We start from the raw sequence: 25,474 nt of genomic DNA on the forward strand, positions 1-25,474 counted from the left end.
CTCCGGGACCATTTGGAGTCCATGCTTGCCCGTCTTGGTCCGTTGGAAACGTGAGGACGGCTTCATCGAACTAAGCCATTGCATTTCAACCCGCGGCAACAGCCTCTATTGCCCCCAGCAATCGGCTGACCTGCATCGGCGACCACTCCGCCTTGCCCCGCTCCGTCTCGATGCCGCGAACCGTGAGGGCCTTCGCGATGGCGCCGAAGCTGGTGGCCGCCCTCCGCACGGACGTCCGCGACGATAGGCGCCAAATCGGCGCCACGGGGATTCCTGTCTAGCCGACATTGAACGTGACGTCGGCGGGGCGCTTTTCGCCCTTAGTGTCCGTCCGATAAGGGTACGGTACGTTGAAAATCGACTCCCGACACTCCTCGTAGGGCGGTCCCGAATGGCAACCGCTCGTACCCTTATCGGACGGACACTTAGGCCCGGTAGGCACGTTAGATTTCCCCTGCTCTTCGCCGGCGATTGAGCTCGGCAAGCGACGTCGCGATGATCGCCTCGCCTGCTTCCCGTGTCGCTACAGCGCGCGCAACAAGGACCTCCCCATCAGGCTTGAACACCACAGCGACGTAGGGAAATCCTGCAGCAGGCGGATCATAGACGATGCCGTTCAGTTTGCCGGTGTTCAGCATTCCAGTCCCCATGCTTGCCGCTTGGCATCGCATGAGATGGGCACCGGCCGATGGCGGGGTCAAGCCTATCCGACACTCACCCGCTCCAGCACGCGGGACACCTGAACGGCACCCCACGTGCCGCGGGCAGTGCAGAATGTCACTACGCCCCAAAGCGGTCGAGCATCCGCTTGACGCTCATAGCCGGCTTGCCGATCGTCGCGCCGATGGTGGCAAAGCTTTCCCCAGCAGCGCGGCGAGCCCGCATATCAGCCAAGGCGGCTTGCTCGGCGGCGTTCTCTACGAGGCGCCCATCGGGGTCGACGTCGAAGCCGAAAGGCCGCTTGCCCCCGCCATAGATGCCTTTGGCCTTGAGGTTGCGCTTTACGTCCCGGATACGCTCGCGGATGCGGTCCCGCTCGTTCTCCGCCACGGCCGAGAGGATCGTAAACACGAGCTTGGAGATGCCGTTGCCGCAGACATCGCCCCCGAGATCGAGCATGTGGAGTTGGATGCCCTGCGCCTTGACCTCCTCCAACGTGCCGAGGGCGTCCGACGCGTTGCGGAACATGCGGTCCAGCTTGGGGGTCACGATCATGTCACCCTTGCCGACGCTCGCCAGCATGCGCGCCCCCTCGGGCCGCTCGGCAAGCGGAACAGAACCAGACACCCCAGCCTCGACGAAAACCTCGTCGACTTCCAGCCCCTTCATCATGGCATAGCCGACGCACTGGCGCCGTTGCGTGTCGAGGCTGTCGCCGCTCGCAGCCTGCTCAGAGGTTGAAACTCGGACGTAAGCGACAACCCGCATGACGTGCTTCCGTATCTTTGCTGTAGCAATGATACGTTCGTCGCAATGATATGGGTCTGTCAAGGGGTGGCCGCCCGTTCGCGCGACGCTTCGTCCGCACCAGCACGAGGCCAGCGCAGAACTTTTTCACATCGTTGAGGCCGAATGTTCCGGCTGAGGCGCGGCGCCGTCGCCGGACGCTCAATGCCGCTGGATTTTTTCGGGCGGGGCTGTGTGGGCGTACGAGCGCTTTTTCACACCCACTCGTTAGCTCCAACCATGTCGCAGATGACGGACCATGCCGCATTTTCCATAGAGGCTCTCTATCGCGCGTATGCTGCCAATATGGGGTAATGCGTCATGATGCGTCATGCGACATGCGAGGGGACATAGGCTCGGCCTTTCCAGTCCCGGGTCGATTTCCAACCCATCCGCTCAAGGATAGCCGTAATACGGCGCTGATCTGCGGTCCCGATCCTGTGTGTCTCGAGCCCCAGACATTCGCGTGCAACCGCGGTGACCATCACTCGATCCTTGCCAGCCAACCATGGGCGGATCGTCTCCTCCCACGCATCGGTATCGAAGCGGGCTTCCTGCTCGGGGGCGATATGACGGCGCTCGAATTCCTGGTCGGGCCACCATTGTGCCCCATCACGGTAAGCGGCAACGGCCTCGGCGAAGAGCTGGTCTCGGTCGCGCGTGAGGGCGTCGGTGTCGATTAGCCCGACCTTCACGGGCCAGAATCGCCGGCCGCCCGTCTCGTCCTTCAGATACGCGGTCGCGTTCGTCGTCCCGATGAACACGCACTGGCGGGGCTGGATGACCTCCTTGCGGCCGTAGCTCGGTCGGTAGCGCTCGACCGGCCGAGTGATGAAGGCCTTGAGGTGGGCGCTCTCGGCCCGGCTCAGCGCCGACAGTTCGCCGACCTCGATCAGCCACTTGCCGACGAGGTGCTGCGCGACATCCTTGCCTTCAGTGACGTCGGGCAGGCTGTCGCTGAACCACTCACCTCCCAGAATGGCGCAGGCAGTCGACTTCCGGGCGCCCTGCTGCCCCTCGAAGATCGGCATATAGTCGGCCTTGCACCCGGGTTCGTAGATGCGCGCCACCATGGCGACGAGGAACAGACGGCCGATCCCAGTGTGGTAGGTCGTTGGCTTCGACCCGAGATACCGGGCGAGCCAGCCGTCGATCCTGGCCGTGCCGTCCCACTTCAACGCGTCGAGGTAGTCGCGCACTGGATGGAAGGCGCACTCCTGTGCTCGGAGATCAACAGCTTGATGCACGGTGTCCTTTCCCAATTTTGGCAGTCCAGCAATCTGCAGCCACTCCTGAAGCTGGCTGACGTCGACGTCCCGAACGGGACGCGGCTTCTCGATCGGGTCCTCGCTGTCAGCTGAGACCGCTGGGAGCGTCGCCATCAGGATCGGCGCCGCCATCATCTCGTCGTAAGCGAAGCTGTTGGTGACCTCGGGAGCTACACGGAGAGCCAGCATGGCGTTGGCGAGGTTCGCCAGGGGCTGGCCTTTGTCGTCGCAGAGTACCTGCTTGAGCCAGGGGGCCGACGGCCGGGCGCGCGCCTTACGGCGGTCGGCCAGAGTGGTGACCTTGTCAGGAGGAGCGCTCATCCAGCGGCCCTCACCTTGAGAGGTGCCTCGATCGCGATCGGCGGAAGCCTGACGCTCAGCATATCTGTCAAGCGGCGCTTCTCCTCCCACGACCCCACCACCATCGAGCCGGCGTCGCGCAGCATGGGCGCCGCCCGGACGGGATCGATGACGACGACACCCTGCCGTCCGGCTCGCAGCCAGCTCAGCACGTCGGCGTGGACCCGCAGCTCGTCGCGCGCGCGGTCGAGTTGTTCTTCGCCGAGTAGCCCGATCCTGCCAAGCCACGAGCCGGCGAAGGCATTCTCACCGCCGCGAAAGGCGACGAGATCCGCGATCTCGCCTTCACGGTCGAGCGCCACAAGGATGTGGGCGCTGACGTCGAGGAAGGCGCCTCGGCTGAAGCGGCTGAACTCGAACCGGCGCCTGTCGGGGTGGGCCACGATGCGGTCGCGAGCAACAGCCAAACCGGAACCGTCGTAGCTTTGGACCAGCGACATGATGTCGACGCCGGCGGAGAGGTACCCGTCGATGTCGGCCTGGCGAAGCGTGGCGCAGCGCTTCCACTCGGAGAAGGGAGTGCAAAGGCTCACGCTCGCACCCCCGCGGTCCAGAGCTTCCCGAGCGCCACGCTGACAGCGGCGCAGTGACGAGGCGGGATAGTCTTGTGGGGCTGACTATAAATCTGCGCTCGCAGGGTGAGGCAGAGCGCCCGCTCGGCATCGTTGAGGAGGGCCGACCCGACAGCGTGATCGAGCCATTCCAACCGGGCGGATCGGCGCAGGGTCTCGAACAGAGGTGGCAGGTCCGAGGGCGGCTTCGTCTTGCGACCCATGATGTCGATGTACACCACGGCCTGCACCTCGCGGCCGAGGTGATCGGCAAGGTCATGCCAATCGCAGGCGGCCGCCTTCAGCGTCCGTTCGATCGCCGCGGCGGCCGCCACGACCTCGCCGGCCTTGTCGGACGACAACATTGGGATAAGCCTCGCCACCCGGGCGATGGTTTCGGGGGAGAGAGCGCTCAAGGTTCGCCCTCCGCGCTGATCTCCTCGACGAGCACCTTCACAGTCTCAGCGCCCGGGCTGAAGCGCAGAGGCCAGTTGCCCTTATCCCGGAGGATGATCGCGAACTCGGCCGCCTCACCAGTGCTGACGAAGTCGTAGTGGCGGGCCCCGTAGGGGCCACGGCAGTCGATCTGCCAGCCGGTCGGCGTGGCCGCGATGCGAGCCAGGGCGGCGCCAGGCTCGAATGGGGTGATGGTTGTGCTCACTCGGCACCTCCCGCGGGCAAGAGCCCAAGCGCGACGGCCTGCGCGTCCGCCTGGGCGAGGAGGCGGCGCATGGACCTGATGTCGACCAAGGGCACACAGACGCCGCGGGGCGTCGGCGTGCGGTCCTCGCCGTGGATGGAGAAGATGCGGAGGTCGAGCGCGGTGCGGTCATTTGAGCGGCGGAGCGCCACCTCAATGGACTCGCGTCGACCCTTGATGATCGAACCCACGTGCGCGACGAGGGTAGGAGAAGAGGAGCTACGCATTGGCTCCTCCGATTCCGAATAGCTCGGCATGAAGCCGTGCTGTTGGCACCGCCACCCTGGCGCGAGCCGCAAGCCACGCGATCGAGTTGTGACGTTGATTTTCGAGGATGATGAAGGTAGGGTCCGAAGCGTCGATAGCTGGCGAGCGATTTGACGATTCGAGCCCCTGCCGTGCTGCCCGCACGGTGGGGGTTTTCGTATTCAGCATCAGGAGAACGCGGCCTCCAGCTCGGCGGACGAACGGACGGGTTTCGAGAGGCGGCCCTGCGCCCACGAGAGCGCATCAGACCAGCGATAGAGGGCGCGGCTGCCAAACTTGCGGAAAATTGGGCCGCCGCCGCGGGAGACGAGCGTCGCCAAGGTCGCGGCAGCGACGGGATAGCCGCTCGCCGTAAGGGCGACCGCGACGGCGTCCCTGGTCAGCATCGTTTCAGGATTGTCGGGGATCATGGAGGCACTCCGACGCACGGCGTGTGCGTTGGATGCCTATTCAAAGCATGGCGGGAGTTTGCGCTAGAACGCGAACCCCCTTCGACTAGCTAGTCGAACCCCCTTCGTTGACCAACTTGCCTACACGTCGGCGGGATAGCCTTCCCGACTTCTCAAGTTCAGAGAGGACACCCTTGATCTTCGTGTGACCGGGCACCTTGTCGTTCTTCCATAAGGCAGCGATCTCCGTCGCGACCTTGTCTTGTGACCAATCGGGGTGCATCGATCGCACCTTCACCGCTTCAATCCCGATCGTGGTCGCGTCGTCGGCAGCCTTGCCCTGTCGGGTGACGCCGCTCTCCTGGCCGCCTTTCTGACCACCAGAGATGATGCTCTCGACCATTTCGGCGCTCTTAGGATCGCGCATGGCGAGCGCGCCGAGGCACAGTAGGTTGTCGGCCATGGTGGCGAGCAGGAATAGGGCGTTCTGTGTTAGATCCTCTGACCAGCCAAATAAGGTGACCCATCGCCTGTAGGCCTGAATTGCTAAGGGGACGCGCGCCCTTGTTCGCTGTACGCCCGCAGTTTGCATGGGCGTGAGGTCGGGTTGTGCGAGCAGCTCGGCGCACAGCGAATCGACTAACGCTGTCAGCCTGTCTAGAAGGTCGCCAGCTGACTCCGCGTCGGACATCTGGAGCACGGCCAATCGCTCGAACATGAGCGGATCGAAGTCGCTCAAGTCTCACCCTCCATCAGCGCCGCGATCCGCCCCGCCACCGTGTCGGCCGCCGCGAGCAGGACAGGGTCGCTCATGTGCATGTAGCGGCCTGTCATCGTGCCTGTCTTGTGACCGAGCAAGCTGGCGATGGTACTCTCGCTATATCCGAGGTCGGCCGCGATGCTGGCGAACGAGTGCCGGAGCACGTGCAACGTGACGTCCGCCGGCAGGCCGGCGTCGGCCACGAGCCGCACAAACATGTTGCCCAGACTCGTCAAGCGCGTGTCGCCGCGCACTGCCGGGAACACATACGTGCCCGAGCGGGACAGGGGGGACAGGATCGCACAAGCCGCAGCGGAAAGCGGGCGAACGCTGCGGCCGGTCTTGGTGTCGGGCAGGGTGGCGATGCGCCGATCGGCGTCCAGGTCGCCCCAATGTAGGCCGGTCACTTCGCTCTTCCGCCAACCTGTCAGCGCGACGAAGCGGACGGCGGCGAGGGCAGAGGGCCACATGTCGGTTGTCGCCCGCAGGTGCGCGCCGAGCTGTACGAACTCAGCGTCCGACAGCCTCCGTTCGCGCCGACCCTCGGCGAATCGCACCACGCCGCGGCACGGGTTGTCTTCGCGCAGGCCCTTACGGATGGCATACTCGAACACGGCGCCGAGCATGTTAAGCGTGCGGGTCGCCGTGCCAGGGCCGCCCGTCGTACGCGCCTTCTTCGACGCCTTCGCGATCTCGGCGGACTCGCCCTCGGCGATGCGGTGCATGAGGCGGTCGCAGTCCTCGCGCGTCACAGCGCGGACCTTCATGCCGCCGATGAGGGGTTTGATGTGTCGCTCGAACCGCGTCCGGTCGATCGCGATAGTGCTGGCCTTCTTCGAACGCCCCCCTTTGATGAGCAGCCGGCCGGCGCCGGAGTCGGCCATGTAGGCATCGCACAGCTCGGCCACCGTTGCAGCCTTCCGGCGCTCCTGCTTGGCCTCGGCAGGGTCCTCGCCGATCGCGATCCGGCCTTGCAGCTTCTTCGCCTCGACGCGTGCCTGGTCGGGGGTTATCTTGCCGTAGCGGCCTATGGTGAACCTGCGCGACCGGCCGTCTGCATTGCGATAGAGCAGCACGAAGGAGATCGCGTCGGAACGCTGCCGGCGGGCGCCGAAGCCCGGCACAGCACCCTTGCCCTCATCCCAAATTTCGGAGTTGGGTCCGAGGCTTGCGAGATCCCTGCTACCTAGCTTTCCCATTTCGGCGCTGTCCAAACCTCTAGGTAGCAGGAAGGTAGCAGCACAGCACAAAAGGGCGCAAGCCGGATCGAAGCCGTGCAAAACAAAATGATGCGAAATCAGCATTTTAGCAAGCTCACGCAAGGGCGAACAAAACGGATCAAAGCGGTTGTCCTCCCGAAGGAGGGCAGCCACTACGACCTGCCCATCGCGCTCGGCGTCATGGCGGCCATCGGGGCGATCCCGCCGGACGCGCTCGGCGGCTTCACGGTGCTGGGGGAGTTGGCGCTCGACGGCTCCATCACGGCCGTGTCGGGGGTGCTGCCGGCCGCGGTGGCGGCCAATGCGGCCGGCCACGGGCTGATCTGCCCCGCGGCCTGCGGCCCGGAGGCCGCCTGGGCGAGCCGCGACCTCGACGTGCTGGCGCCGCGGTCGCTGATCCAGCTCGCCAACCATTTCAAGGGCACGCAGCTGATGGCGCGCCCCGAGCCCGCCGTGCGGGCGCACGGCGCCGACCTGCCCGACCTCCGCGACGTGAAGGGACAGGAAAGCGCCAAGTGGGCGCTGGAGATCGCGGCGGCGGGCGGCCACAACCTCCTGTTCGCCGGGCCGCCGGGGTCGGGCAAGTCCATGCTGGCGGCGCGCCTGCCCTCGATCCTGCCGCCGATGACGCCGCGCGAGCTGCTCGACGTTTCGATGATCCATTCGGTGGCGGGCGCGCTGGCGGGCGGCGCCCTGAGGGACCGCCGGCCGTTCCGGTCCCCGCACCATTCGGCGTCCATGCCCGCCCTCGTCGGCGGCGGCACCGGGGCGCGGCCGGGCGAAGTGTCGCTGGCCCACAACGGCGTGCTGTTCCTCGACGAACTGCCCGAGTTCACCACCCCGGTGCTCGACTCGCTGCGCCAGCCGCTCGAAACCGGCGAAGTGTCGATCGCGCGCGCCAACCACCGCGTCACCTATCCGGCGCGCTTCCAGCTCGTCGCCGCCATGAACCCGTGCCGCTGCGGCCTCGCCACCGAGCCGGGCTACGCCTGCAAGCGGCAGCCGAACGAGCGCTGCATGGCGCAGTACCAGGCGCGGCTGTCGGGGCCGCTGCTCGACCGCATCGACCTGCACCTCGAAGTCCCGGCCGTGTCGGCGGCCGACCTCATCCTGCCGCCGCCAGCCGAAGGTTCCGCCGAGGTGGCGGCGCGCGTCGCCCGCGCGCGGGCGCGCCAGGTGGCGCGCTACGCTGCGCTCGGGTTGCCCCACGTGTCCACCAACGCGGCCGCCCCCGCCAACCTCATCGAGGCTGTGGCGGCCGTCGACGCCGGCGGGATGGCCTTCGTGCGCGCCATGGCGGACCAGATGCGCCTGTCGGCGCGCGGCTTCCACCGCGTGCTGAAGCTCGCCCGCACGCTGGCCGACCTCGACGGCGCCGAGGCCGTCGGGCGCGCGCAGCTGGCGGAAGCGCTGTCCTACCGCCCCCAGTCGGACCGGAGGGCGCGGGCCATGGCGTGACCGGAGGCTCGTCGCGCCCCGGTGCGCCGGGCGGCCTTCCGTCAGGTCGCCGCGGGCTTCAGCGTTCCGCACAGCCGCACCGCCTGCTCCACCACGGCGTCGAACGGTTCCGCATGGCCGCCGGCGATCCAGCGCAGCGCGATGTGGATCACCCCGCCCGTCACGCCGGCGCGCAGCAGCGCCGGCGAGGCCGGCGACGCGTCCGCGCCGTTGACCGCCGCGTCGAGCAGCAGCCCGAAGGCCTTCAGCGCCGCCCCCGACACGCGGTCGACCGCCGGGCTCACCCCCGCGATCTCGACCAGGAAGACGCGGGCGGCTTCCGGCTCGCGCCGCAGCATGGCGTAGTAGCTGCGCAGCACCGCGGGAGCGCGCGCCTCGGCCGGCGCCCCGACGACGGCGGCCCGCATCTCGCCCAGCATGGCGTCGATCACCGCCTCGTACGAGGCGACGAGCAGCGCCTCGGAATTGGCGAAGGATTCGTAGAAGTAGCGCTCGGTCAGGCCCGCCGCGGCGCAGACCGATTTCACCGTGGCGGCCCGGTAGCCGCGTTCGCCGTAGACCGCCACGGCGGCGCGGATCAGCGCGGCGCGGCGCGCGGCGCGGCGCTGCTCCAGCGGCACGCCCTGGTAAAGGTTGGAGGTCCGTTCGCGCGTCATGCTTCCCCTTGACACGATGGGGCGCGAGAGACAAATTCTGACAACGATCGTTGTCAAAAGCGGGGAGGGATCCATGCCGGCCAGGGTTTCGAGCGAACACGTCGACGTGCTGGTCGTCGGCGCCGGCTTGTCCGGGATCGCCGCCGCCTATCACCTGCAGGCGCGGCTGCCCCGCAAGAGCCTCGTCGTCCTCGAGGGACGCGATCGCATGGGCGGCACCTGGGACCTGTTCCGGTATCCGGGCGTCCGGTCCGATTCCGACATGCAGACGCTGGGCTACGGCTTCCGCCCCTGGCGGGGCGACAAGGCCCTGGCCGACGGCGCCTCGATCGCCGCCTACATCGCCGACACGGCCCGCGCCTTCGGGCTCGACCGCCACATCCGCTATGGCCACCGCGTGACCCGCGCCGCCTGGTCGTCGGCGGACGCGCTGTGGAGCGTCGAGGTGGAGCGGGGCGGCGAAGCGCTGCGGTTCACCTGCGGCTTCCTGTTCATGTGCTCGGGCTACTACGACTATGCGTCGGGCCATCGTCCCGACTGGCCGGGCGCCGAGGACTTCGCCGGGCAGGTGGTGCACCCGCAGTTCTGGCCCGCCGACCTCGACTATGCCGGCAAGCGGGTGGTCGTCATCGGCAGCGGCGCGACCGCGGTGACGCTGGTGCCCGCCATGGCGGACGCGGCCGCGCATGTGACGATGCTGCAGCGCTCGCCCACCTATGTCGTCACCCGCCCGAACCGCGACCCCTTCGCCGCCAAGGTGCAGAAGCGCCTGCCGCCGCGTCTGGCGGACACGGTGCTGCGGTGGAAGAACGTGCTGCAGTCGATCTATTTCTACACGCTGGCGCGCCGCAAGCCCGAGCGCGTCGCGGCGGCGATCATCGGCTTCGCCCAGAAGCAGCTCGGCCGCGACTACGACGTCGCCCGCCATTTCACCCCGACCTACAAGCCGTGGGACCAGCGCCTGTGCCTCGTGCCCGACGGCGACCTGTTCCGGGCGATCCGCAGCGGCAAGGCTTCGGTCGTCACCGACACGATCGAGCGCTTCACGCCGGGCGGCATTCGCCTGTCGTCCGGCGAGGAACTGGCCGCCGACGTGGTCGTCACCGCCACGGGGCTGAACGTGAAGCTGATGGGCGGCATGGCGGTGGAGGTGGACGGCGCGGCGGTCGATTTCGGCCGATGCCTGTCCTACAAGGGCATGATGTTCTCGGGCGTGCCGAACTTCGCCCTGGCGCTCGGCTACACCAACGCGTCCTGGACGCTGAAATGCGAGCTGACGGCCGCCTACGTGTGCCGGCTGCTCGCCCATATGGACCGGCGCGGGCAGGCGATCTGCGTTCCCGAGCGCGGGGTGGAGGGCGGCGACGCGGGGCCGGCGCTCGACCTCACCTCCGGCTACGTGAAGCGCGCCGCCGGCCTCCTGCCCAAGCAGGGCGCCGCCCGGCCCTGGCGGGTCCACCAGAACTACATCTCCGACATGGCGGCGATGCGCTTCGGCCGCGTGGACGACGGCGTCATGCGCTTCGCGCCCCGGCCCGCCGCCGCCCGCCGCGCAGCCTGACGAGGGAGGACGACACCGTGGCGAAACCGATGGAGCTGCGCGGCCGCACGGCCGTGATCACCGGGGCGGCGAGCGGCATCGGCCGCGCCCTGGCGCTGGATCTGGCGGGGCGGGGCTGCCACCTCGCCCTCGCCGACCGCGACGCCGCGGGGCTCGACGCCGTCGCCGCCGAAGCGTCCCGCCGCGGCGTGCGGGCGAGCCGCCACGTCGTCGACCTCGTCGACGCCGCCGCCATCGCGGCGCTGCCCGAGGCCGTTCTGGCCGAGCACGGGGGCGTGGACCTCGTGGTCAACAACGCCGGCGTGGCGCTCGGGGGCACCTTCGAACAGGTGAGCGAGCGCGACTTCGACTGGCTGTTCGACATCAACTTCTTCGCCGTGGTGCGCATGACGCGCGCCTTCCTGCCCGCCCTGAAGCGCAGCGACGACGCGCGGCTCGTCAACGTGTCGAGCCTCTACGGCTTCGTCGCTCCCCCGGGCCAGACCGCCTACGCGGCCAGCAAGTTCGCGGTGCGCGGCTTCAGCCAGGCGCTGCGGCTGGAGCTCGACGGGACGACCGTGGGCGTCACGACGGTGCATCCCGGCGGGGTCGCGACCGCCATAGCGCGCAACGCCCGCGCGCCGGCCGGCGCTTCCCCGGAACAGCTGGCCGACAGCGTCAAGCGGTTCGAAAAGCTCCTGCGTCTGCCCCCCGAGCGCGCCGCCGCGGCCATCGCTGAGGCGGTCGTTCGGCGGAAGCCGCGCGTGATCGTCGGGTCGGACGCGAAGTTCGTGTCGCTGCTGGAGCGGCTGCTCCCCGTGTCCTACGGCCGCGTGCTGGCCGCCGTCGCCAAACGCGCCTGAACCGAGCGCGCCCGAACCGAGCGCGAGAGCCCCCGGGGGGGCGCATGGTCATTGAGACGGCGCGCGGGGCGGCCTAACCTCGCGGCCGCGCCCGCGCCACGACGGGCTTCGAAGGGGAGCGCCATGTCCGAGCACATCCGCTACGCCGTGTCCGAGGGGGTGGGGCGCATCACGCTGGCGCGCCCCGAGAAGAAGAACGCCATCGATGCCGCCATGTACGCCGCCCTCGCCGACGCCATCGGCTCGGCCGGGCGCGACGGCACCGTGCGGGCGCTGCTGATCGACGCCGAAGGCGGTGCCTTCACGGCCGGCAACGATCTCGCGGACTTCCAGCGCGAGCGGCCCGACTGGCACGACACGCCGGTGTCGAGCTTCCTCGGGGCGCTGAGCGAGGCCGAGCTGCCGGTCGTGGCGGCGGTCGACGGCATCGCCATCGGCATCGGCACCACGATGCTGCTCCACTGCGACCTCGTGGTGGCGAGCACGACGGCCCGCTTCCAGATGCCGTTCATCGACCTCGGCCTCGTGCCGGAGGCGGCCTCCTCCCTGCTGCTGCCGCGCCTCGTCGGGCACCAGAGGGCGGCGGCGCTGCTGCTGCTCGGCGACAGCGTCGATGCCCCGACCCTGCAGGGATACGGCCTGATCCACAGCGTGGTCGCGCCGGACGACCTGCACGCCACCGCGCTCGGGCTGGCGCGGCGCCTCGCCGGCAAGCCGCCGGACGCCATGCGGCAATCGAAGCGGCTGCTGCGCCGCGCGCCCGAGCCGGTGGCCGACCGCCTCGCCGCCGAGGGGGCCGTCTTCGCCGAGCGGCTGAGGTCGGCCGAAGCCAAGGCGGCCTTCGACAGCTTCTTCGCGCGCCGCGCGGGGGGACGCTGACATGGCGCTGCCCGCCTCGCTCCAGGGCCGGCTGCGGCTGCCCGCGATCGCGTCCCCGCTGTTCATCGTGTCGAATCCCGACCTCGTGGTGGCACAATGCCGGGCCGGCGTCGTCGGCTCGTTTCCCGCGCTCAACGCCCGCCCCCAACCGATGCTGGACGACTGGCTCCACCGCATCGCGGACGCCTTGGCGGCCCACGACGCCGCGCATCCGGACAGCCCGGCGGCGCCCTTCGCGGTCAACCAGATCGTCCACAGGTCCAACGACCGGCTGATGGCCGACGTCGAGACCTGCGTGCGCCACCGCGTGCCGATCGTCATCACCTCGCTCGGCGCGCGGCCGGAGGTGAACGAGGCCGTGCATTCCTACGGCGGCCTGGTGTTCCACGACGTGGTCGACCAGCGCTTCGCCCGCAAGGCGGTCGAGAAGGGCGCCGACGGGCTGATCCTGGTGGCGGCGGGGGCCGGCGGCCACGCCGGAACGCAGTCCCCCTTCGCGCTGGTTCAGGAAACGCGGTCCTGGTTCGACGGGCCGATCGCCCTGTCGGGCTCGATCGCCACGGGGCGTGCCGTTCTGGCGGCGCGGGTGCTCGGCGCCGACCTCGCCTATATCGGCTCGGCCTTCATCGCCACGGCGGAAGCCAACGCGTCCGACGGTTACAAGCGGGGTCTGGTGGCGGGCTCGGCCGGGGACATCGTCTACACGGACCTGTTCACGGGCGTGCACGGCAACTACCTGCGCCAATCGATTCTGGAGGCCGGGCTCGATCCCGACGCGTTGCCGCGCTCGGACCCGTCCAGCATGGACTTCGGCTCGGACCGCTCCGCCAAGGCGTGGCGCGACATCTGGGGGTCGGGGCAGGGGATCGGCGCCGTGCGCGACATCGTCCCGGCCGGTGTCCTGGTGGCGCGGCTGATCGACGAATACGAGGCGGCGCGGGCCGCGGTGCAGTGAAGGGGGCCGGCATGGGCAAGGGGACGCGGGCGGCGCTGGCCGCTGTCGGGACCGCGATGGTGGCGGGCGGTGGGCTGGCCTTCTACGCCGCCGCAGCGGCGCGGCGCTTCGAGCGCATGGTGCCGCGCGACGGCGACATCGTCGAGGTCGACGGCGCCCGCCTCCACGTCGTGGAGCGTGGGCAGGGGCCGGCGCTGCTGCTGGTCCACGGGCTCGGCGGCCAGCTCCGCAACTTCAGCCGCCTCCTCGGCCCGCTGGCCGAGCGTCACCGCGTCGTGCTGGTCGACCGGCCGGGGTCGGGCTACTCGACCGCCGCCGGCACCGGCCAGCCGAGCCTCGCCGAACAGGCGCGCAGCCTCGCGTCGCTGATCGACCGGATGGGCCTCGACCGGCCCGTCGTGGTGGGCCACTCCCTGGGAGGCGCCCTCGCGCTGGTGCTGGCGCTGAACCATCCCGGCTCGGTCGGCGGCTTGGCCCTGCTGGCGCCCTTCACCCGGCCGCTGACCGACGTGCCCTCGGCCTTCGCGCTTCTGGCCGTGCGGTCGCCGCTGACGCGCGCCCTGATCGCCTGGACGGCGGTGGTGCCGCTGGCCCAGCTGGCGCCGGACCGCACGGCGGCGCTCGTCTTCGCGCCCGAGCCTGTGCCGCGCGACTTCCCGGTCGCGGGCGGCGGGGCGCTGGGGCTTAGGCCGGCGAACTTCCAGGCCACCTCGGCCGACCTCGTCGGGGCCAACGACGCCGCGATCGACGTGGCGGGCCGGTTCGGCGAGATCGACATGCCGGTCGAGATCCTGTTCGGCGCCGGCGATGCGATCCTGGACCCGGCGCACCAGGGGGCCGAAGCGGCCGCGGCGATCCGCGGCGCGCGGTTCGAAACGATCGAGGGCGGCCACATGATGCCCTACACGCAGCCCGAGCGGGTGGCGGCGTGGATCGCGGGGGCGGCGGAGCGGTGCAGGGCGGGACGGGGCGCCGACGACCGGGCTCCCGCTCAACCCTCGCCGGCGATCTCGCCCTCGACCTGAACCGCGATGGCGCGCAGCTCGTCCAGCGTTCGCTCCAGCGACACGCGCATGTCTTCCAGCTCGCCGACGCGCTTGCGGACGCCGGCGAGCAGCGCGCGCTTCTGTTCCAGGTGGCGCGGGTCGACGGCGTAGAGGTCCAGGAACTCCTTGATCTCGGCCAGGCTGAAGCCGAGCCGCTTGCCGCGCAGGATCAGCAGCATCCGCGCGCGTTCGCGCGGCGTGTAGACCCGCGTGGCGCCGACCCGGGCGGGGTCGATCAGCCCCTTGTCCTCGTAGAACCGGATGGCGCGCGGCGTCACGCCGAGCTCGCCCGCCAGCTCCGTCACGGTGAGCAGCCGCTCGGCGGCCGCGATCGTCGGGCCTTCAGTCGCCATGGTCGAGGCAGGCCCTGAGCCACGCGCCCGTGTCGCCCGACGTCACCCGGGCGCCCCCGACCTTGAAGGTGCCCGAACAGCGCACGGCCGGCGCCCCGTCGGCGGTGACGATGCATTGCGCCACGGCGACGTTGCGGGTGACCGACACGGTCCCGCCGATCCCCTGCACCCAGGCGCCCGGCAGCACCGCCGCGAGGAAATCGAGGCTCAGGTTCATGGTCGGCAGGATGGTGGTGTGGAGCTCCTGCGTGTCGTGCATGATCGCGAAGGCGAGCTGCATGTCGCAGAACCCCGCCAACACGCCGCCGTGGCAGCGCCCGCCGGGGTTGAGGTGCCCGGCGCCCACCCGGAACCCCAATGCCAGCGCGCCGTCGATGCGTCGCGCGTGGAACGCGATCGGGTTGTAGCCCCCGGCCCGCTCCGCCGTGACCGGAAGGGCGCGGAAGCCGTTCGGCGGCCGACCGTCGCCAGCGCTCAAAAATCCGCCTCGGCCATGGCCATGGTGGACGCCTTGCCGGACTTGATGGCCAGGTAGAGCGCGGCCGATTGCGGCAGCACGCGGTCGGTGAAGAAGCGCGCTCCCGCGAGCTTGGCGGCGTAGAAGCCGTCCCCGTCTTCCCGCGCCGCCACCTTGGCGGCGGCGATCTCGGCCGAGCGCGTCAGCATGTAGCTCATCGCGACGAGGCCCATCAGGCGCAGGTAGTCGGTGGCGGCGGCGCCCGCCTCCTCGGGGTCCTTCATCCCGGCCGCGGCGATCTGCCCGGTGGCGAGCTGCAGCATGCCGAAGGCGCGCTCCAGCGCCAGAACGAGCGGGCCGATGGCGGCATCGCCCTTCTTGGCCTCGATGTAGTCGGCGATGGGATGGAAGAAGGGGCGAAGCAGGCGGCCCATGCCGGCGGGCATCTTGCGGCCCACGAGGTCCAATGCCTGGATGCCGTTGGTGCCCTCGTAGAGCATGGCGATCCGGGCGTCGCGGACGAACTGCTCCACCCCATGGTCCTGGATGTAGCCGTGGCCGCCGTAGACCTGCACGCCGAGGCTCGCCATCTCGTAGCCGAGGTCGGTGAACAGGGCCTTCACCACCGGCGTCATCAGCGCCGTGAAGTCCTCGGCGCTCCGGCGCTCGGCCGGGGTCGCGGCGTGTTTCGACAGGTCGACGGCCTGGGCGACCCAGATGCCCACGGCGCGGCACGCTTCCGCGTTGACCCGCATGGTCATCAGCATGCGCCGGACGTCGGGGTGCACGATGATCGGGTCCGCGGGGAGGTCGGGGCGCTTGGTGCCGGACAGCGACCGGCCCTGGACGCGCTCCTTGGCGTAGGCTGCCGCCGACTGGTAGGCCACCGAGGCGACGCCGAGCCCCTGGATGCCGACGCCGAGCCGCTCCTCGTTCATCATGGTGAACATGGCCTGCATGCCCTTGTGGGGCGCGCCGACGAGCCAGCCCTTCGCGTCCTCGTAGGTGATCTGGCAGGTCGCCGAGGCCTTGAGGCCCATCTTGTGTTCGAGGCCGGTGCAGATCACCCCGTTGCGCGCGCCCGGGCGTCCGTCCTCGGTCGGCAGCAGCTTCGGCACCAGGAACATGCTGATGCCCTTGATGCCGGGAGGCGCGTCGGGCAGGCGGGCGAGGACGAGGTGCACGATGTTCTCGGTGAGGTCGTGCTCGCCGGCCGAGATGAAGATCTTGGAGCCCGAGATGCGGTACGCGCCGGCACCGTCCGGCACCGCCTTGGTGCGCATCAGGCCGAGGTCGGTGCCGCAATGGGCTTCGGTCAGCGCCATGGCGCCGGCCCAGGTGCCCTCGGTCATCTTCTGCAGGAAGGCCGCCTTGAGCTCGTCCGAGCCGTGCGACTCCAGCGCCTTGACGGCGCCGTGTGTCAGGCCGGGGTACAGGCTGAACGACAGGTTCGCCGCGCAGATCATCTCCTCGACCAGCTTGTTGACGCATTCCGGCAGGCCCTGGCCGCCGAACGCGACGTCGCCGGCGAGCGAAGGCCAGCCCGCCTGGCGGAACGTGTCGTAGGCTTCGCGGAAGCCCTTGGGGGTGCGGACGACGCCGTTCTCCAGCCGGCAGCCCTCGAGGTCGCCCGACGCGTTGAGCGGCAGGACCACCTCCTGCGCCATGCGGGCCGCTTCGTCGAGCACGCCGTCGACGACGTCCTCGGTCGCCTCCGCATAGGCCGGGAGCGCCGTGATGCGCCCCAGGCCGTGGAGCTCGTGCAGCACGAAGCGCATGTCGCGCAGCGGAGCCTGGTAGACCTGCATGGGATGATCCTCGGGATGGGGCCGCCCGCCGGCCCGGCCGGCGACGGGCGTCGCGGCGTCAGTTCCGGAGCGGCTTGCCGGTGGTCAGCGTGTGCTCGATGCGCTCCAGCGTCGGCGCGGTCTTGATCAGCGCCAGGAACTCCCGGCGCTCCAGCTTCAGCATGTCGTCCTCGCTCACCGCGTCGACCGGGTCGGCGTCGCCGCCGCTGAGCACGGTGGCGAGCCGGCCCGCCACGACCATGTCGTGGTCGGTGGCGAGCCCCTGGGCGCGGAAGCCCTGGGCCGCCATGGTCATGCCGGCCCGGCCCGCCGCGCCGGGCAACCGGAACTCCGGCTTGGGCGGCGGCGCGTAACCGTCGACCAGCGACAATGCCCTCGCCTTGGCGTCGAACAGGAGCCGGTCGCGGTTGAAGGTGATGCCGTCGCCTTCGCGCAGCACCCGCATGGCCCGGGCTTCGGCGGCCGACTTCGACACCTTGGCGGTCGACACGGCTTCGAACACCTTGGCGACGGCCGGCATGGGCCCGCGCGGCATCTTCGGCGCGCTCGCCCAGCGTTGGATCATCTCGCCGCAGCCGCCCCAGCCGGGCAGCAGCCCGACGCCGCATTCAACGAGCCCGGTGTAGGTTTCGGCATGCGCCTGGATGGCGTCGCAATGGAGCAGGATCTCGCAGCCGCCGCCGAGCGCCAGGCCGGCCGGCGCCCCGACGACCGGGAAGGGCGCGTATTTCAGCCCCTTGAAGCTGCGCTGCCCCGCCGCGATCGACTTCTCCACCTCGCCCCAGGCCGCGATGTTGCAGGCGAACAGCGCCTGGCCGAGGTTGGCGCCGGCCGAAAAGTTGGTGGCGTCGGTGTAGAGCACCATCGCCTTGAAGCCGTCGCGCACCAGCGACACGGACTTGTCGAGCAGCTTGAGGACCCCCTCGTCGAAGCTGTTCATCTTGGTCGCGATCTCGAAGCAGGCGACGCCGTCGCCGACGTCCCACAGCGCCGCGGAACCGTTCTTGAGCAGCGGCTGGGACCGCCGCTTGACGTCGTCCAGCCGCAGCACGCCTTCGGGCCGCTCCAGCGTGTGATAGGCGCCGTCCGTGCCGAAGAACTGCACCTCGCCGCCTTCCGCGCGGTAGAAGGAGCGGTCGCCCACGGCGCGCAGCAGCTCCGGCACCGGCTTGCCGTCCGTCGCCAGCCGGGCCGCCACCGCGGCGGGGCCGAGCCGGTCGAGGATCTCGAAGGGGCCCTGCTTCCAGTTGAAGCCGAGCCGCATGGCGGCGTCGATGCCGGCGATGTCGTCCGAGATGGCCGGCACGAGGCTCGCCGCATAGCCCAGCACATCGCCCATCACCGCCCAGGCATAGCGCCCGTACTTGTCGTCGGAGGCCACCAGCGCCCGCATGTCCTTCGACGCCGCTTCGGGCAGCTTCGCCCCGACCGAAGGCTCGTAGACGCCGGTGACGAGGCCGATGGATTCGCGCACCTTCCCGCGTTCGCGGTTGATGCGGTAGAAGCCGCCCTTGCCCTTCCGGCCCGTGTAGCCCTCGCCGATCATCCGGGTCAGCATCGGGTTGTCGCGGTGGTTCACCACGAAGGCGTCCTCGGCCGACAGCAGCGCCTTCATGCTGGCGTCGATATGCGGCATCAGGTCGAGCCCGACGAGGTCGAGCAGGCCGAAGACGCCGGTCTTGGGGATGCCGAACGGCCGGCCCATCACGGCGTCCGCCTCGTCCACGGTCAAGCCGCCGTCCATCGCGGCGTTGACGCCGCGCTGCATCCAGAACGTGCCGATGCGGTTGGCGATGAAGCCGGGCGTGTCCTTGCAGCGCACGATGCTCTTGCCGAGCACGTGGTCGCAGAAGGACGACACGCGCTCCACGAGCGCGGGATCCGTCGTCGGGCCGGGCACGACTTCCAGCAGCCGCATGTAGCGGGGCGGGTTGAAGAAATGCGTGATGAGGAAGTCGCGGGCGAAGGCGTCCGGCAGGCCGCCGAGCAGGGACTGCAGCGGGATGGTCGAGGTGTTCGAGCTCACGGCCGTGCCGGGCCGGTGCAGCTCGGCGAGGCGGCGGTAGAGCACCTGCTTCAGGTCGAGCCGCTCGATCACGGCCTCGACGATCCAGTCGCAGTCGGCGGCGCGCCCGAGGTCGTCCTCGGTGTTGCCGACCTCGACGAGCTTCGCCGCGTCGGGCGACATGAAGGGCGCCGGGTCGGTCTTCAGCATGCGCGCGACCGCGGCGGACGCCAGCGCGTTGCGGTCGGCCGCGCCTGCCGGCACGATGTCGAGCAGCAGCACCGGGACGCCGGCGTTGGCGACCTGGGCGGCGATGCCGGCGCCCATCACGCCGGCGCCGATGACGCAGACGCGGCGGATCGGGGCGACCATCACGCGCGCTCCAGCAGGGTGGCGATGCCCTGGCCGCCGCCGATGCACTGGGTGGCGAGGGCGTAGCGACCGCCGTCGCGGTGGAGGATCTCCGCCGCCTTGCCGACGATGCGGGCACCGGTGGCGCCGAGCGGATGCCCGAGCGCGATGGCGCCGCCGTCGCGGTTGATCGCGTCGTCTTTCAGCCCGAGGTCCTTGGCGCAGGCGATGGCCTGGGACGCGAAGGCCTCGTTCAGTTCCACCACGTCGATCTGCGACGCTTCCACGCCGCCGGCCCGCGCCAGGGCCTTGCGGCTGGCGCCGATGGGCCCGAGGCCCATGGTTTCCGGCCTGCAACCCGAGATGCCCACCGAGCGGATGCGCGCCAGCACGGCGAGGCCGTGCCGCTCGGCGTAGGCGTCCGAACAGACCAGAACGGCGGAAGCGCCGTCGGTGAGCGGCGACGACGTGCCGGCCGTCACCGTGCCGGCCTGGTCGAAGGCGGGCTTCAGGCCGGCCAGCCCTTCCGGGCTGGTGTCCGGGCGGATGCAGCCGTCCTGGTCCACAGTGCCGGCCTTGGTGACGATCGGCACGATCTCGCCGGCGAAACGCCCCTCGGCGCGGGCCGCCGCGGCCTTGCGCTGGCTCGCCGTCGCGAAGGCTTCCTGGTCGGCGCGGGTGATCTGGTATTGGCGGGCGACGTTCTCGGCCGTCTCGCCCATGTTCATGTAGGCGCCCGGGCGATCCTCGGCGAGCTTCGGGTTCGGCATGGGGTTGAAGCCGCCCATCGGGACGCGGCTCATGCTTTCCACGCCGGCGCAGATGAACGCGTCCCCGGCGCCGAGCGCGATCGCCCCGGCCGCCATGTGGACCGACTGCATGGAGGAGCCGCAGAAGCGGTTGACCGTGGCGCCGCCGACGCCGAGGGGCAGGCCGGCCAGCAGCCCGACGAGGCGCGCGGCGTTCAGCCCCTGCTCGCCTTCGGGAAAGGCGCAGCCGAGGAACAGGTCCTCGATGTCGTCCGGGTCGATGCCGCTGCGCTCCACCAGGGCGCGGACCACCTGGGCGGCGAGGTCGTCGGGGCGGACGCGGGCGAGGCTGCCCTTGCCGGCCGGCTGGAACGGCGAGCGGGCATAGCCCGCGATGACGGCGCCTGACATGGACCCGGGTCCTCCCTCTTGCCCGACCTCTGGGGTCGCTTGACCTATGAGGTCATTGGTTGCCCTATACGTCAACCGCGGGCAGGAGTAGCCGGCGCCGCGCGGCGGCGCAAGGGCGGAAACGGCGGTCGTCCACTGGCTCCCCGACGCGGTGGCGGGCGTCGCCCGAGCCGATCCGGCGACAGGCCCGCCCGACCTGTCGGCGCTCCCCCTTCCGGTCACGCCGCACGGGCGGCGGCGCGCTTCCGCCGTCGGCCGGGATGCCCGACCGCCCGCGTCGGCCGTCGCGCGGGCGGGGGGCCGGCGCCCCGCCCGGTTCGCGCCTCAGAAGGCGGCGAAGATCTTGCCCCAGAGCACCTCGCCCTGGCGGCGGTTGTCCGAGAACACCTCGTGTTGGAAGCGGAAGTTGGCCCCGACCGTCGGCGTGTAGTTGTAGGTGAAGGCGGGCCCGATGGCGAAAACCTGACCCTTGTTGCCGGGGCCCTGGTTGGTGGGGTCGAAGGGCGTGAAGGCGCTGACCGGCCGCACGGTGTTCACCTCGACGCCGTTCAGCTTGTCCCCGGTGAACTGCTTGTAATAGTAGCCCTGGAAACCGACCCCGTAGCGCGGCGAGAAATGCTGGATCGCCGAAAAGGTGGTCGAGAACTCATCGCCCGACTGGTAGTGCGTCGCGGAATTGGTCCCGTTGAACGAGCCGTTGACGTTGAGGTCGAGTTCGAGGCCCTGCGGGTTCAGGTAGGTGGTGACGATGGCGGGGCGGTAGCTGAAGTAGTTCAGCCCGACGTTGGCGCCGATCGGGTCGTTCCTGTTGTACTGGCCCGTGGGCGCGGTGAACTCCACCGGCGACAGCAGGACGTGGGTGTAGGCGGTGGGCAGGTCCCACTGCAGGAAGAACGGGATGACGGTGGTGTCGCCCACGCCGCCGATGGTTTCGCCGCTGCCGGACACGCGCCCGAAGATGGCGTCCTGGGCTTCGGCGCGGGCGGCGGCGAAGACCGCGTAGGCGGCCACGCCCACGTGGGCGTTGAGGAAGGGGACCAGGGTGGGGAACGTGTAGGCGCCGTTGATGATTTCGGCGGTCGTGTTGCCCAGGAACTTCACCGGATACTGGCCCAGCGCCCCGAGGTTGACCTTGATGGGGTTGCCGTTGCGGTCGTTGAACCGGCTGGACACGACCTGGTTGACGTCCAGCGACAGGAACGGCTCGCCGGGCGGCGTCCCGAACCCGCCGAGGATGCCGAAATAGCCGAGGTCGACGTGGGTCGCGCCGTTTTCCGTGGCCCGTGCGGCGCTCGCGAGGGTCAGCAGCGCCGTGGCGGCCAGCAGAGCGTGATGGATCGATTTCATGTGTTCCTCCGGCACCGGGCGGTCGTGGCGCCGCCTCGTCATGGTCGCCGCACCGGTCCGATGGAAGCCGCCGCATGTCAGCCGAATCTGCGTTTCGGTATGTGCGTCCTGCCGACCGGAAAACCCCGTCGCGTCCTGTTTTCGAAGGCTAAGTACGTGCCCGCAGGGTGTCAAACACCTGTTCACGGCCGCCGTCAGCTTTCCGGCACCTATGACGGAAGTGCAACAGGTCGTCGTCGCCGGGCGCTCAGGCGGCGGGCAGCACGCCGTGGAGCAGCACGTCGCCGTAGAGTGCCACCGCCCGGGCGAGCGGCACGCGCGCGGCCCGCTCGCGCAGCTCGGAAGCGGCGTTGAGCGAGGACAACAGCACCCGTCCGGCGATGACGGGGTCGACCCGGGCCAGCGATTCGTCGGTGATGCCGTCGATCACCGTGCCGGCGAAGCGCAGCGCGATGCGGTCCGCACGGTCCACCACCGGGGCGCGCAGGTCTTCCGGCAGGGCCAGCAGGGCCGTCGTGCGCAGCAGCGGCATGCGGTCGGACAGCTGCACCTCCAGCAGCACGGCCAGCGCGGACGTGAGCTGGAGCAGCCTGTCCCCCGGCACCGCGGCAGCGGCGTCCTGCGCGTCGGACACGGCCGCGAGGCTGCGGCGGAAACATTCGAGGACGAGGTTATCCTTGGCGTCGAGGTGGTGGTAGAAGCTCCCCTTCGTCACGTTGAGCTCGGCGGAGATGCGGTCGACCGAGGCGCCGCGGTAGCCGAGGGTGTTGATGAGGCGCGTCGCGACGTCGAGGAAGCGCTCCTGGCCGGGGCCGCCGAGCGCGGGCGACACGGCCAGGGGCGACGGGTCCCACCGGGCTTCCGGCGGCGCCACGCCGCGCGACAGCACTTCCAGCAACCGCGCTTCGACGCGGGGATGCTCGGCTTCCTCGTAGCGCCCGATCCAGCCCGGAAGCGTGAACAGCGCGTCGAGCAGGACATGCGTGCGCATGGTGCGCGCGAGGCTCGCTTCCGCGTCGCCGCCCGCGCCGAAGAAGGCCCGGGCGCGGCGAAACGTGTCCACGAACCGCGCGATCAGCACGCCCCGCATCGGGTCCTCGGTGGCGCGCAGGTCGCTGAGCCGCACGATGCTGCGCGCGTCCCCGCCGTCGAGCGCCGCGACGTTCAGCGCCACGAGGCGGCTCACCCGGGCCCGCGGGGTCGCTTCCCGCCCCGCGGCCTCGACCTGGGCGGCGAGGACGTCGAGGGCGCGCTCGAAACAGGCCGCCGCGAGGTCGTCCTTCCGCTTGAAATAATAGGTGATGCTGGTCGAGCTCAGCGCGAGGTTGTCGCCGACCTCGGCGAGCGACAGGCCGCGCACGCCCTTGGCGTTGATCAGCGCCGAGGCGGCATCGACGATCGACTCGCGCTTGGCGAGGAAACGCTTGGTTTGGATCGGTTTGCGGTCTGCGCCCGACGGCGCGGCGCCCCCGATCAACGCGTCCGGCTCCCGAGTGCGCCGTTTGACGATCCGGTACGGCGCGCGCTAGCCTGAAATCCAACGAGGGGGCGGGGAGGCTCTGAGGTGATTGCAGCGCGCAGCGAGGGCGGCGATCGGCGATCGGCGCGCGTCGGCGTCGAAGGGACGGTATGCCCCGGCCGGGCCGGCTTCGCCGAGCGCCCGGCGCTCCCCGTCGTTTCCGTTTCGCCGCCCTGGTGCATCCAGCCCGCCCGATCCCGCACGAGAGTCCATGATGGGCGCCCGGCGCGCCGCGATCAACAGCGCCGGGTCGCGGCGTGACGCCCGCCCACGACCTCGACGCCGCAGCGCTGTCGGCCTGGCTGGCGAGCCACGTGCCGGAGTTCGGCGCGCCCGTCGACATCGCGAAGTTCCCGGGCGGCCAGTCCAATCCGACCTACCGCGTCGTCGGCGCGGGCGGCCAGGTGGTGCTGCGGCGCAAGCCCTTCGGCCCGCTGCTGCCTTCAGCCCACGCGATCGAGCGCGAGTTCCGCCTCATCGCGGCCCTGCATCCGACGGGCTTCCCGGTGCCGCGGCCGGTCGCGCTGTGTTCCGACGCCGGCGTGATCGGCTCCCCCTTCTACGCCATGGAGCTCGTGGACGGCCGCATCTTCTGGGACGGCACGCTGCCCGACCTCGCGCCGGAGGAGCGGAGCGCCGTCTACGAGGGCGCGATCGGCACCTTGGCGCGCCTGCACGGGCTCGAACCCGCGGCGCTCGGGCTCGCCGACTATGGCCGGCCGGGCAACTACTTCGGCCGCCAGATCGACCGCTGGACGAAACAATACCGGGCCGCCCAGACGGACGACATCCCGGCCGTCGAGCGCCTGATCGACTGGCTGCCCCGCACCGTCCCGGAGCAGACCCGCTCGTCGCTGATCCACGGCGACTACCGCATCGACAACGTCGTCTTCGCGCCCGAAGGCGGCGCCGTCCGCGCGGTGCTGGACTGGGAACTGTCGACGGTCGGCGATCCCTTGGCCGACTTCACCTACTTCGCCATGAACTGGGCCCTTCCGGCGGACGGCCGGTCGGGCCTCGGCGGGCTCGACCTCGCCGGGTCGGGCGTGCCGACGCTCGACGCGGCGGTGGACCTGTATTGTGCCGCCACGGGGCGCGACGCCGTGCCGGACCTGCCCTGGTACTTCGCCTTCAACCTGTTCCGCCTCGTCGGCATCCTGCAGGGCGTGAAGAAGCGCATGGCGCTCGGCAACGCGTCGAGCGCCGCCGCCGAAGCTTCGGCGGCCCGCGTCGGGCCGCTCGCCGCCGCCGCCTGGGACCAGGCGCGCCGGGCCGGGGCGCCGGCTTGAGCGCGGCGGGCTCCGCCCCGCGGCGGTTCGAGGGGCGCGGCGTGCTCGTCACCGGCGCGGCGTCGGGCATCGGCCGCGCCGCCGCGCTGCTGTTCGCCGCCGAAGGCGCCCGCGTCATGGCGCTCGACCGGGACGCCGGCGTAGCGGCGACCGCGGATGCGATCCTGGCGCGCGGGGGCGACGCCGAGGCGGTGGTGGCGGATGCCGCTTCCGAGCCGGATGTGCGCGGGGCCGTCGAGGCGGCCGAGGCGAAGTTCGGCGCGCTCGACGCCGTGTTCGCCAATGCGGGGATCAGCGGCGGCATGGCGGGGCTGTTCGACCAGACCGCCGAGGATTTCGCGGCGGTGCTGCGGGTCAACCTGCTCGGGCCCTTCCTGGCGCTGAAGCACGCGGGGCCGCGCATGGCGGCGCGGGGCAGGGGCGCGGTCGTGTGCACGGCCTCGGTGGCGGGGCTGCGCGCCGGGGCGGGGGGACCCGCGTATTCGGCTTCCAAGGCGGGCGTCGTCAGCCTCGTTCAGGTGGCGGCGCAGCAGCTCGCCGGCACGGGCGTGCGGGTCAACGCCGTGTGTCCCGGCCTCGTCGAGACCGGCATGACCCGCTTCGTCTTCGACGGCGCGCGCGAGCGCGGCAAGGAACACAAGCTCGGGTCCCTGTCGGCGCTGCGGCGGCCCGGCCTGCCCGACGAGATCGCCCGCGCGGTCCTGTTCCTGGCTTCCGACGAGGCCAGCTACGTCACCGGCCAGGCCTTGGCGGTCGACGGCGGCCTGTCGGCCCAACACCCCTTCGGCCGGCCGCGCGAGCCCGGCCAGACCACGATGTGAGAGGAT

General features: G+C 70.5%; 26 protein-coding genes. 8 read left to right on the forward strand and 18 right to left on the reverse strand.

From position 1 onward, the window contains the following. Positions 1-443: 443 nt before the first annotated feature. The 10 genes from D3273_RS22450 to D3273_RS22495 all read right to left on the reverse strand — a co-directional run bounded on the left by D3273_RS22450 (position 444) and on the right by D3273_RS22495 (position 7,045). Entirely contained in the window at positions 444-638 is a 195-nt protein-coding gene (locus D3273_RS22450; RefSeq protein ID WP_129229131.1) for a hypothetical protein, read from the reverse strand. Between the two features lie 142 nt (positions 639-780). Further along, entirely contained in the window at positions 781-1,428 is a 648-nt protein-coding gene (locus tag D3273_RS22455; protein ID WP_129229132.1) for a recombinase family protein, read from the reverse strand. Positions 1,429-1,775: 347 nt separating this feature from the next. Further along, entirely contained in the window at positions 1,776-3,035 is a 1,260-nt protein-coding gene (locus tag D3273_RS22460) for a virulence-associated E family protein (protein WP_129229133.1), read from the reverse strand. Beyond that, positions 3,032-3,607 (reverse strand): hypothetical protein, encoded by a 576-nt coding sequence (locus D3273_RS22465; protein ID WP_129229134.1) that lies wholly within the window; start codon positions 3,605-3,607, stop codon positions 3,032-3,034. Before D3273_RS22465 ends, D3273_RS22460 begins: the two co-directional genes overlap by 4 nt. Then, the gene (locus D3273_RS22470; protein ID WP_129229135.1) at positions 3,604-3,987 is read right to left on the reverse strand and encodes a hypothetical protein; all 384 of its coding nucleotides are present in this window, start codon (positions 3,985-3,987) and stop codon (positions 3,604-3,606) included. The genes D3273_RS22465 and D3273_RS22470 overlap by 4 nt, the downstream gene beginning before the upstream one ends. A gap of 50 nt (positions 3,988-4,037) precedes the next feature. After that, positions 4,038-4,286, reverse strand: a complete 249-nt coding sequence (locus D3273_RS22475; RefSeq protein WP_129229136.1) for a hypothetical protein — start codon at positions 4,284-4,286, stop codon at positions 4,038-4,040. Beyond that, positions 4,283-4,477 carry a hypothetical protein gene (locus D3273_RS22480; RefSeq protein WP_165359616.1) on the reverse strand — a complete coding sequence of 65 codons (195 nt, stop codon included), beginning with the start codon at positions 4,475-4,477 and terminating at the stop codon, positions 4,283-4,285. Before D3273_RS22480 ends, D3273_RS22475 begins: the two co-directional genes overlap by 4 nt. A gap of 282 nt (positions 4,478-4,759) precedes the next feature. Next, positions 4,760-5,002 carry a hypothetical protein gene (locus D3273_RS22485; RefSeq protein ID WP_129229138.1) on the reverse strand — a complete coding sequence of 81 codons (243 nt, stop codon included), beginning with the start codon at positions 5,000-5,002 and terminating at the stop codon, positions 4,760-4,762. Between the two features lie 85 nt (positions 5,003-5,087). Then, complete coding sequence (locus D3273_RS22490; RefSeq protein ID WP_129229139.1) at positions 5,088-5,720, reverse strand: hypothetical protein; 633 nt, start codon at positions 5,718-5,720, stop codon at positions 5,088-5,090. After that, positions 5,717-7,045: a tyrosine-type recombinase/integrase gene (locus D3273_RS22495; RefSeq protein WP_129229140.1), complete on the reverse strand. Its 1,329-nt coding sequence runs from the start codon at positions 7,043-7,045 to the stop codon at positions 5,717-5,719. The genes D3273_RS22490 and D3273_RS22495 overlap by 4 nt, the downstream gene beginning before the upstream one ends. Here D3273_RS22495 and D3273_RS22500 point away from each other — a divergent pair. After that, complete coding sequence (locus D3273_RS22500; RefSeq protein WP_245501339.1) at positions 7,016-8,419, forward strand: YifB family Mg chelatase-like AAA ATPase; 1,404 nt, start codon at positions 7,016-7,018, stop codon at positions 8,417-8,419. The two genes, D3273_RS22495 and D3273_RS22500, sit on opposite strands and share 30 nt — an antisense overlap. Before the next feature lie 41 nt (positions 8,420-8,460). Here D3273_RS22500 and D3273_RS22505 read toward each other — a convergent pair whose 3' ends face one another. Then, a complete protein-coding gene (locus tag D3273_RS22505; protein WP_129229141.1) occupies positions 8,461-9,075 on the reverse strand; it encodes a TetR/AcrR family transcriptional regulator in 615 nt (204 codons plus the stop codon). A gap of 73 nt (positions 9,076-9,148) precedes the next feature. On the opposite strand from D3273_RS22505, the gene D3273_RS22510 reads away from it, so the two are divergent. From D3273_RS22510 to D3273_RS22530, 5 genes are all read left to right on the forward strand, one after another. Further along, positions 9,149-10,636, forward strand: a complete 1,488-nt coding sequence (locus D3273_RS22510) for a flavin-containing monooxygenase (protein ID WP_129229142.1) — start codon at positions 9,149-9,151, stop codon at positions 10,634-10,636. A gap of 17 nt (positions 10,637-10,653) precedes the next feature. Next, positions 10,654-11,478: an SDR family NAD(P)-dependent oxidoreductase gene (locus tag D3273_RS22515; protein WP_129229143.1), complete on the forward strand. Its 825-nt coding sequence runs from the start codon at positions 10,654-10,656 to the stop codon at positions 11,476-11,478. A 123-nt stretch (positions 11,479-11,601) separates the two neighbouring features. Then, entirely contained in the window at positions 11,602-12,357 is a 756-nt protein-coding gene (locus tag D3273_RS22520; RefSeq protein WP_129229144.1) for an enoyl-CoA hydratase-related protein, read from the forward strand. 1 nt (position 12,358) lies between these two features. After that, the gene (locus D3273_RS22525; protein ID WP_129229145.1) at positions 12,359-13,312 is read left to right on the forward strand and encodes an NAD(P)H-dependent flavin oxidoreductase; all 954 of its coding nucleotides are present in this window, start codon (positions 12,359-12,361) and stop codon (positions 13,310-13,312) included. 11 nt (positions 13,313-13,323) lie between these two features. Next, positions 13,324-14,337, forward strand: a complete 1,014-nt coding sequence (locus D3273_RS22530) for an alpha/beta fold hydrolase (protein ID WP_129229146.1) — start codon at positions 13,324-13,326, stop codon at positions 14,335-14,337. Here the strand turns inward: D3273_RS22530 and D3273_RS22535 are convergent. From D3273_RS22535 to D3273_RS22565, 7 genes are all read right to left on the reverse strand, one after another. Further along, on the reverse strand, positions 14,304-14,711 hold the full coding sequence (locus tag D3273_RS22535; protein ID WP_129229147.1) for a MerR family transcriptional regulator: 408 nt from the start codon (positions 14,709-14,711) through the stop codon (positions 14,304-14,306). The genes D3273_RS22530 and D3273_RS22535 overlap by 34 nt on opposite strands. Further along, the gene (locus D3273_RS22540) at positions 14,701-15,189 is read right to left on the reverse strand and encodes a PaaI family thioesterase (protein ID WP_129229148.1); all 489 of its coding nucleotides are present in this window, start codon (positions 15,187-15,189) and stop codon (positions 14,701-14,703) included. Before D3273_RS22540 ends, D3273_RS22535 begins: the two co-directional genes overlap by 11 nt. Then, positions 15,186-16,976 carry an acyl-CoA dehydrogenase C-terminal domain-containing protein gene (locus D3273_RS22545; RefSeq protein WP_129229149.1) on the reverse strand — a complete coding sequence of 597 codons (1,791 nt, stop codon included), beginning with the start codon at positions 16,974-16,976 and terminating at the stop codon, positions 15,186-15,188. The genes D3273_RS22540 and D3273_RS22545 overlap by 4 nt, the downstream gene beginning before the upstream one ends. 58 nt (positions 16,977-17,034) lie before the next feature. After that, complete coding sequence (locus D3273_RS22550) at positions 17,035-19,353, reverse strand: 3-hydroxyacyl-CoA dehydrogenase/enoyl-CoA hydratase family protein (RefSeq protein WP_129229150.1); 2,319 nt, start codon at positions 19,351-19,353, stop codon at positions 17,035-17,037. Beyond that, the gene (locus tag D3273_RS22555; RefSeq protein ID WP_129229151.1) at positions 19,353-20,492 is read right to left on the reverse strand and encodes a thiolase family protein; all 1,140 of its coding nucleotides are present in this window, start codon (positions 20,490-20,492) and stop codon (positions 19,353-19,355) included. The genes D3273_RS22550 and D3273_RS22555 overlap by 1 nt, the downstream gene beginning before the upstream one ends. Positions 20,493-20,816: 324 nt before the next feature. Further along, on the reverse strand, positions 20,817-21,839 hold the full coding sequence (locus D3273_RS22560) for a SphA family protein (protein WP_165359617.1): 1,023 nt from the start codon (positions 21,837-21,839) through the stop codon (positions 20,817-20,819). A gap of 247 nt (positions 21,840-22,086) precedes the next feature. Continuing rightward, positions 22,087-23,316, reverse strand: a complete 1,230-nt coding sequence (locus D3273_RS22565) for a TetR/AcrR family transcriptional regulator (RefSeq protein WP_129229153.1) — start codon at positions 23,314-23,316, stop codon at positions 22,087-22,089. 299 nt (positions 23,317-23,615) lie between these two features. On the opposite strand from D3273_RS22565, the gene D3273_RS22570 reads away from it, so the two are divergent. Continuing rightward, complete coding sequence (locus D3273_RS22570) at positions 23,616-24,647, forward strand: phosphotransferase family protein (RefSeq protein WP_129229154.1); 1,032 nt, start codon at positions 23,616-23,618, stop codon at positions 24,645-24,647. After that, entirely contained in the window at positions 24,644-25,468 is an 825-nt protein-coding gene (locus D3273_RS22575; protein ID WP_129229155.1) for an SDR family NAD(P)-dependent oxidoreductase, read from the forward strand. The genes D3273_RS22570 and D3273_RS22575 overlap by 4 nt, the downstream gene beginning before the upstream one ends. Positions 25,469-25,474: the final 6 nt, after the last annotated feature.

Source organism: Lichenibacterium minor, assembly GCF_004137685.1.
Classification (GTDB): Bacteria; Pseudomonadota; Alphaproteobacteria; order Rhizobiales; family Beijerinckiaceae; genus Lichenihabitans; species Lichenihabitans minor.

Bases quoted from the DNA above. Each gene is read 5' to 3' on its own strand.
- D3273_RS22450 (WP_129229131.1), bottom strand. From the start codon at position 638: ATGCTGAACACCGGCAAACTGAACGGCATCGTCTATGATCCGCCTGCT.
- D3273_RS22455 (WP_129229132.1), bottom strand. From the start codon at position 1,428: ATGCGGGTTGTCGCTTACGTCCGAGTTTCAACCTCTGAGCAGGCTGCG.
- D3273_RS22460 (WP_129229133.1), bottom strand. From the start codon at position 3,035: ATGAGCGCTCCTCCTGACAAGGTCACCACTCTGGCCGACCGCCGTAAG.
- D3273_RS22485 (WP_129229138.1), bottom strand. From the start codon at position 5,002: ATGATCCCCGACAATCCTGAAACGATGCTGACCAGGGACGCCGTCGCG.
- D3273_RS22495 (WP_129229140.1), bottom strand. From the start codon at position 7,045: ATGCTGATTTCGCATCATTTTGTTTTGCACGGCTTCGATCCGGCTTGC.
- D3273_RS22505 (WP_129229141.1), bottom strand. From the start codon at position 9,075: ATGACGCGCGAACGGACCTCCAACCTTTACCAGGGCGTGCCGCTGGAG.
- D3273_RS22510 (WP_129229142.1), top strand. From the start codon at position 9,149: ATGCCGGCCAGGGTTTCGAGCGAACACGTCGACGTGCTGGTCGTCGGC.
- D3273_RS22520 (WP_129229144.1), top strand. From the start codon at position 11,602: ATGTCCGAGCACATCCGCTACGCCGTGTCCGAGGGGGTGGGGCGCATC.
- D3273_RS22525 (WP_129229145.1), top strand. From the start codon at position 12,359: ATGGCGCTGCCCGCCTCGCTCCAGGGCCGGCTGCGGCTGCCCGCGATC.
- D3273_RS22530 (WP_129229146.1), top strand. From the start codon at position 13,324: ATGGGCAAGGGGACGCGGGCGGCGCTGGCCGCTGTCGGGACCGCGATG.
- D3273_RS22535 (WP_129229147.1), bottom strand. From the start codon at position 14,711: ATGGCGACTGAAGGCCCGACGATCGCGGCCGCCGAGCGGCTGCTCACC.
- D3273_RS22545 (WP_129229149.1), bottom strand. From the start codon at position 16,976: ATGCAGGTCTACCAGGCTCCGCTGCGCGACATGCGCTTCGTGCTGCAC.
- D3273_RS22550 (WP_129229150.1), bottom strand. From the start codon at position 19,353: ATGGTCGCCCCGATCCGCCGCGTCTGCGTCATCGGCGCCGGCGTGATG.
- D3273_RS22555 (WP_129229151.1), bottom strand. From the start codon at position 20,492: ATGTCAGGCGCCGTCATCGCGGGCTATGCCCGCTCGCCGTTCCAGCCG.
- D3273_RS22560 (WP_165359617.1), bottom strand. From the start codon at position 21,839: ATGAAATCGATCCATCACGCTCTGCTGGCCGCCACGGCGCTGCTGACC.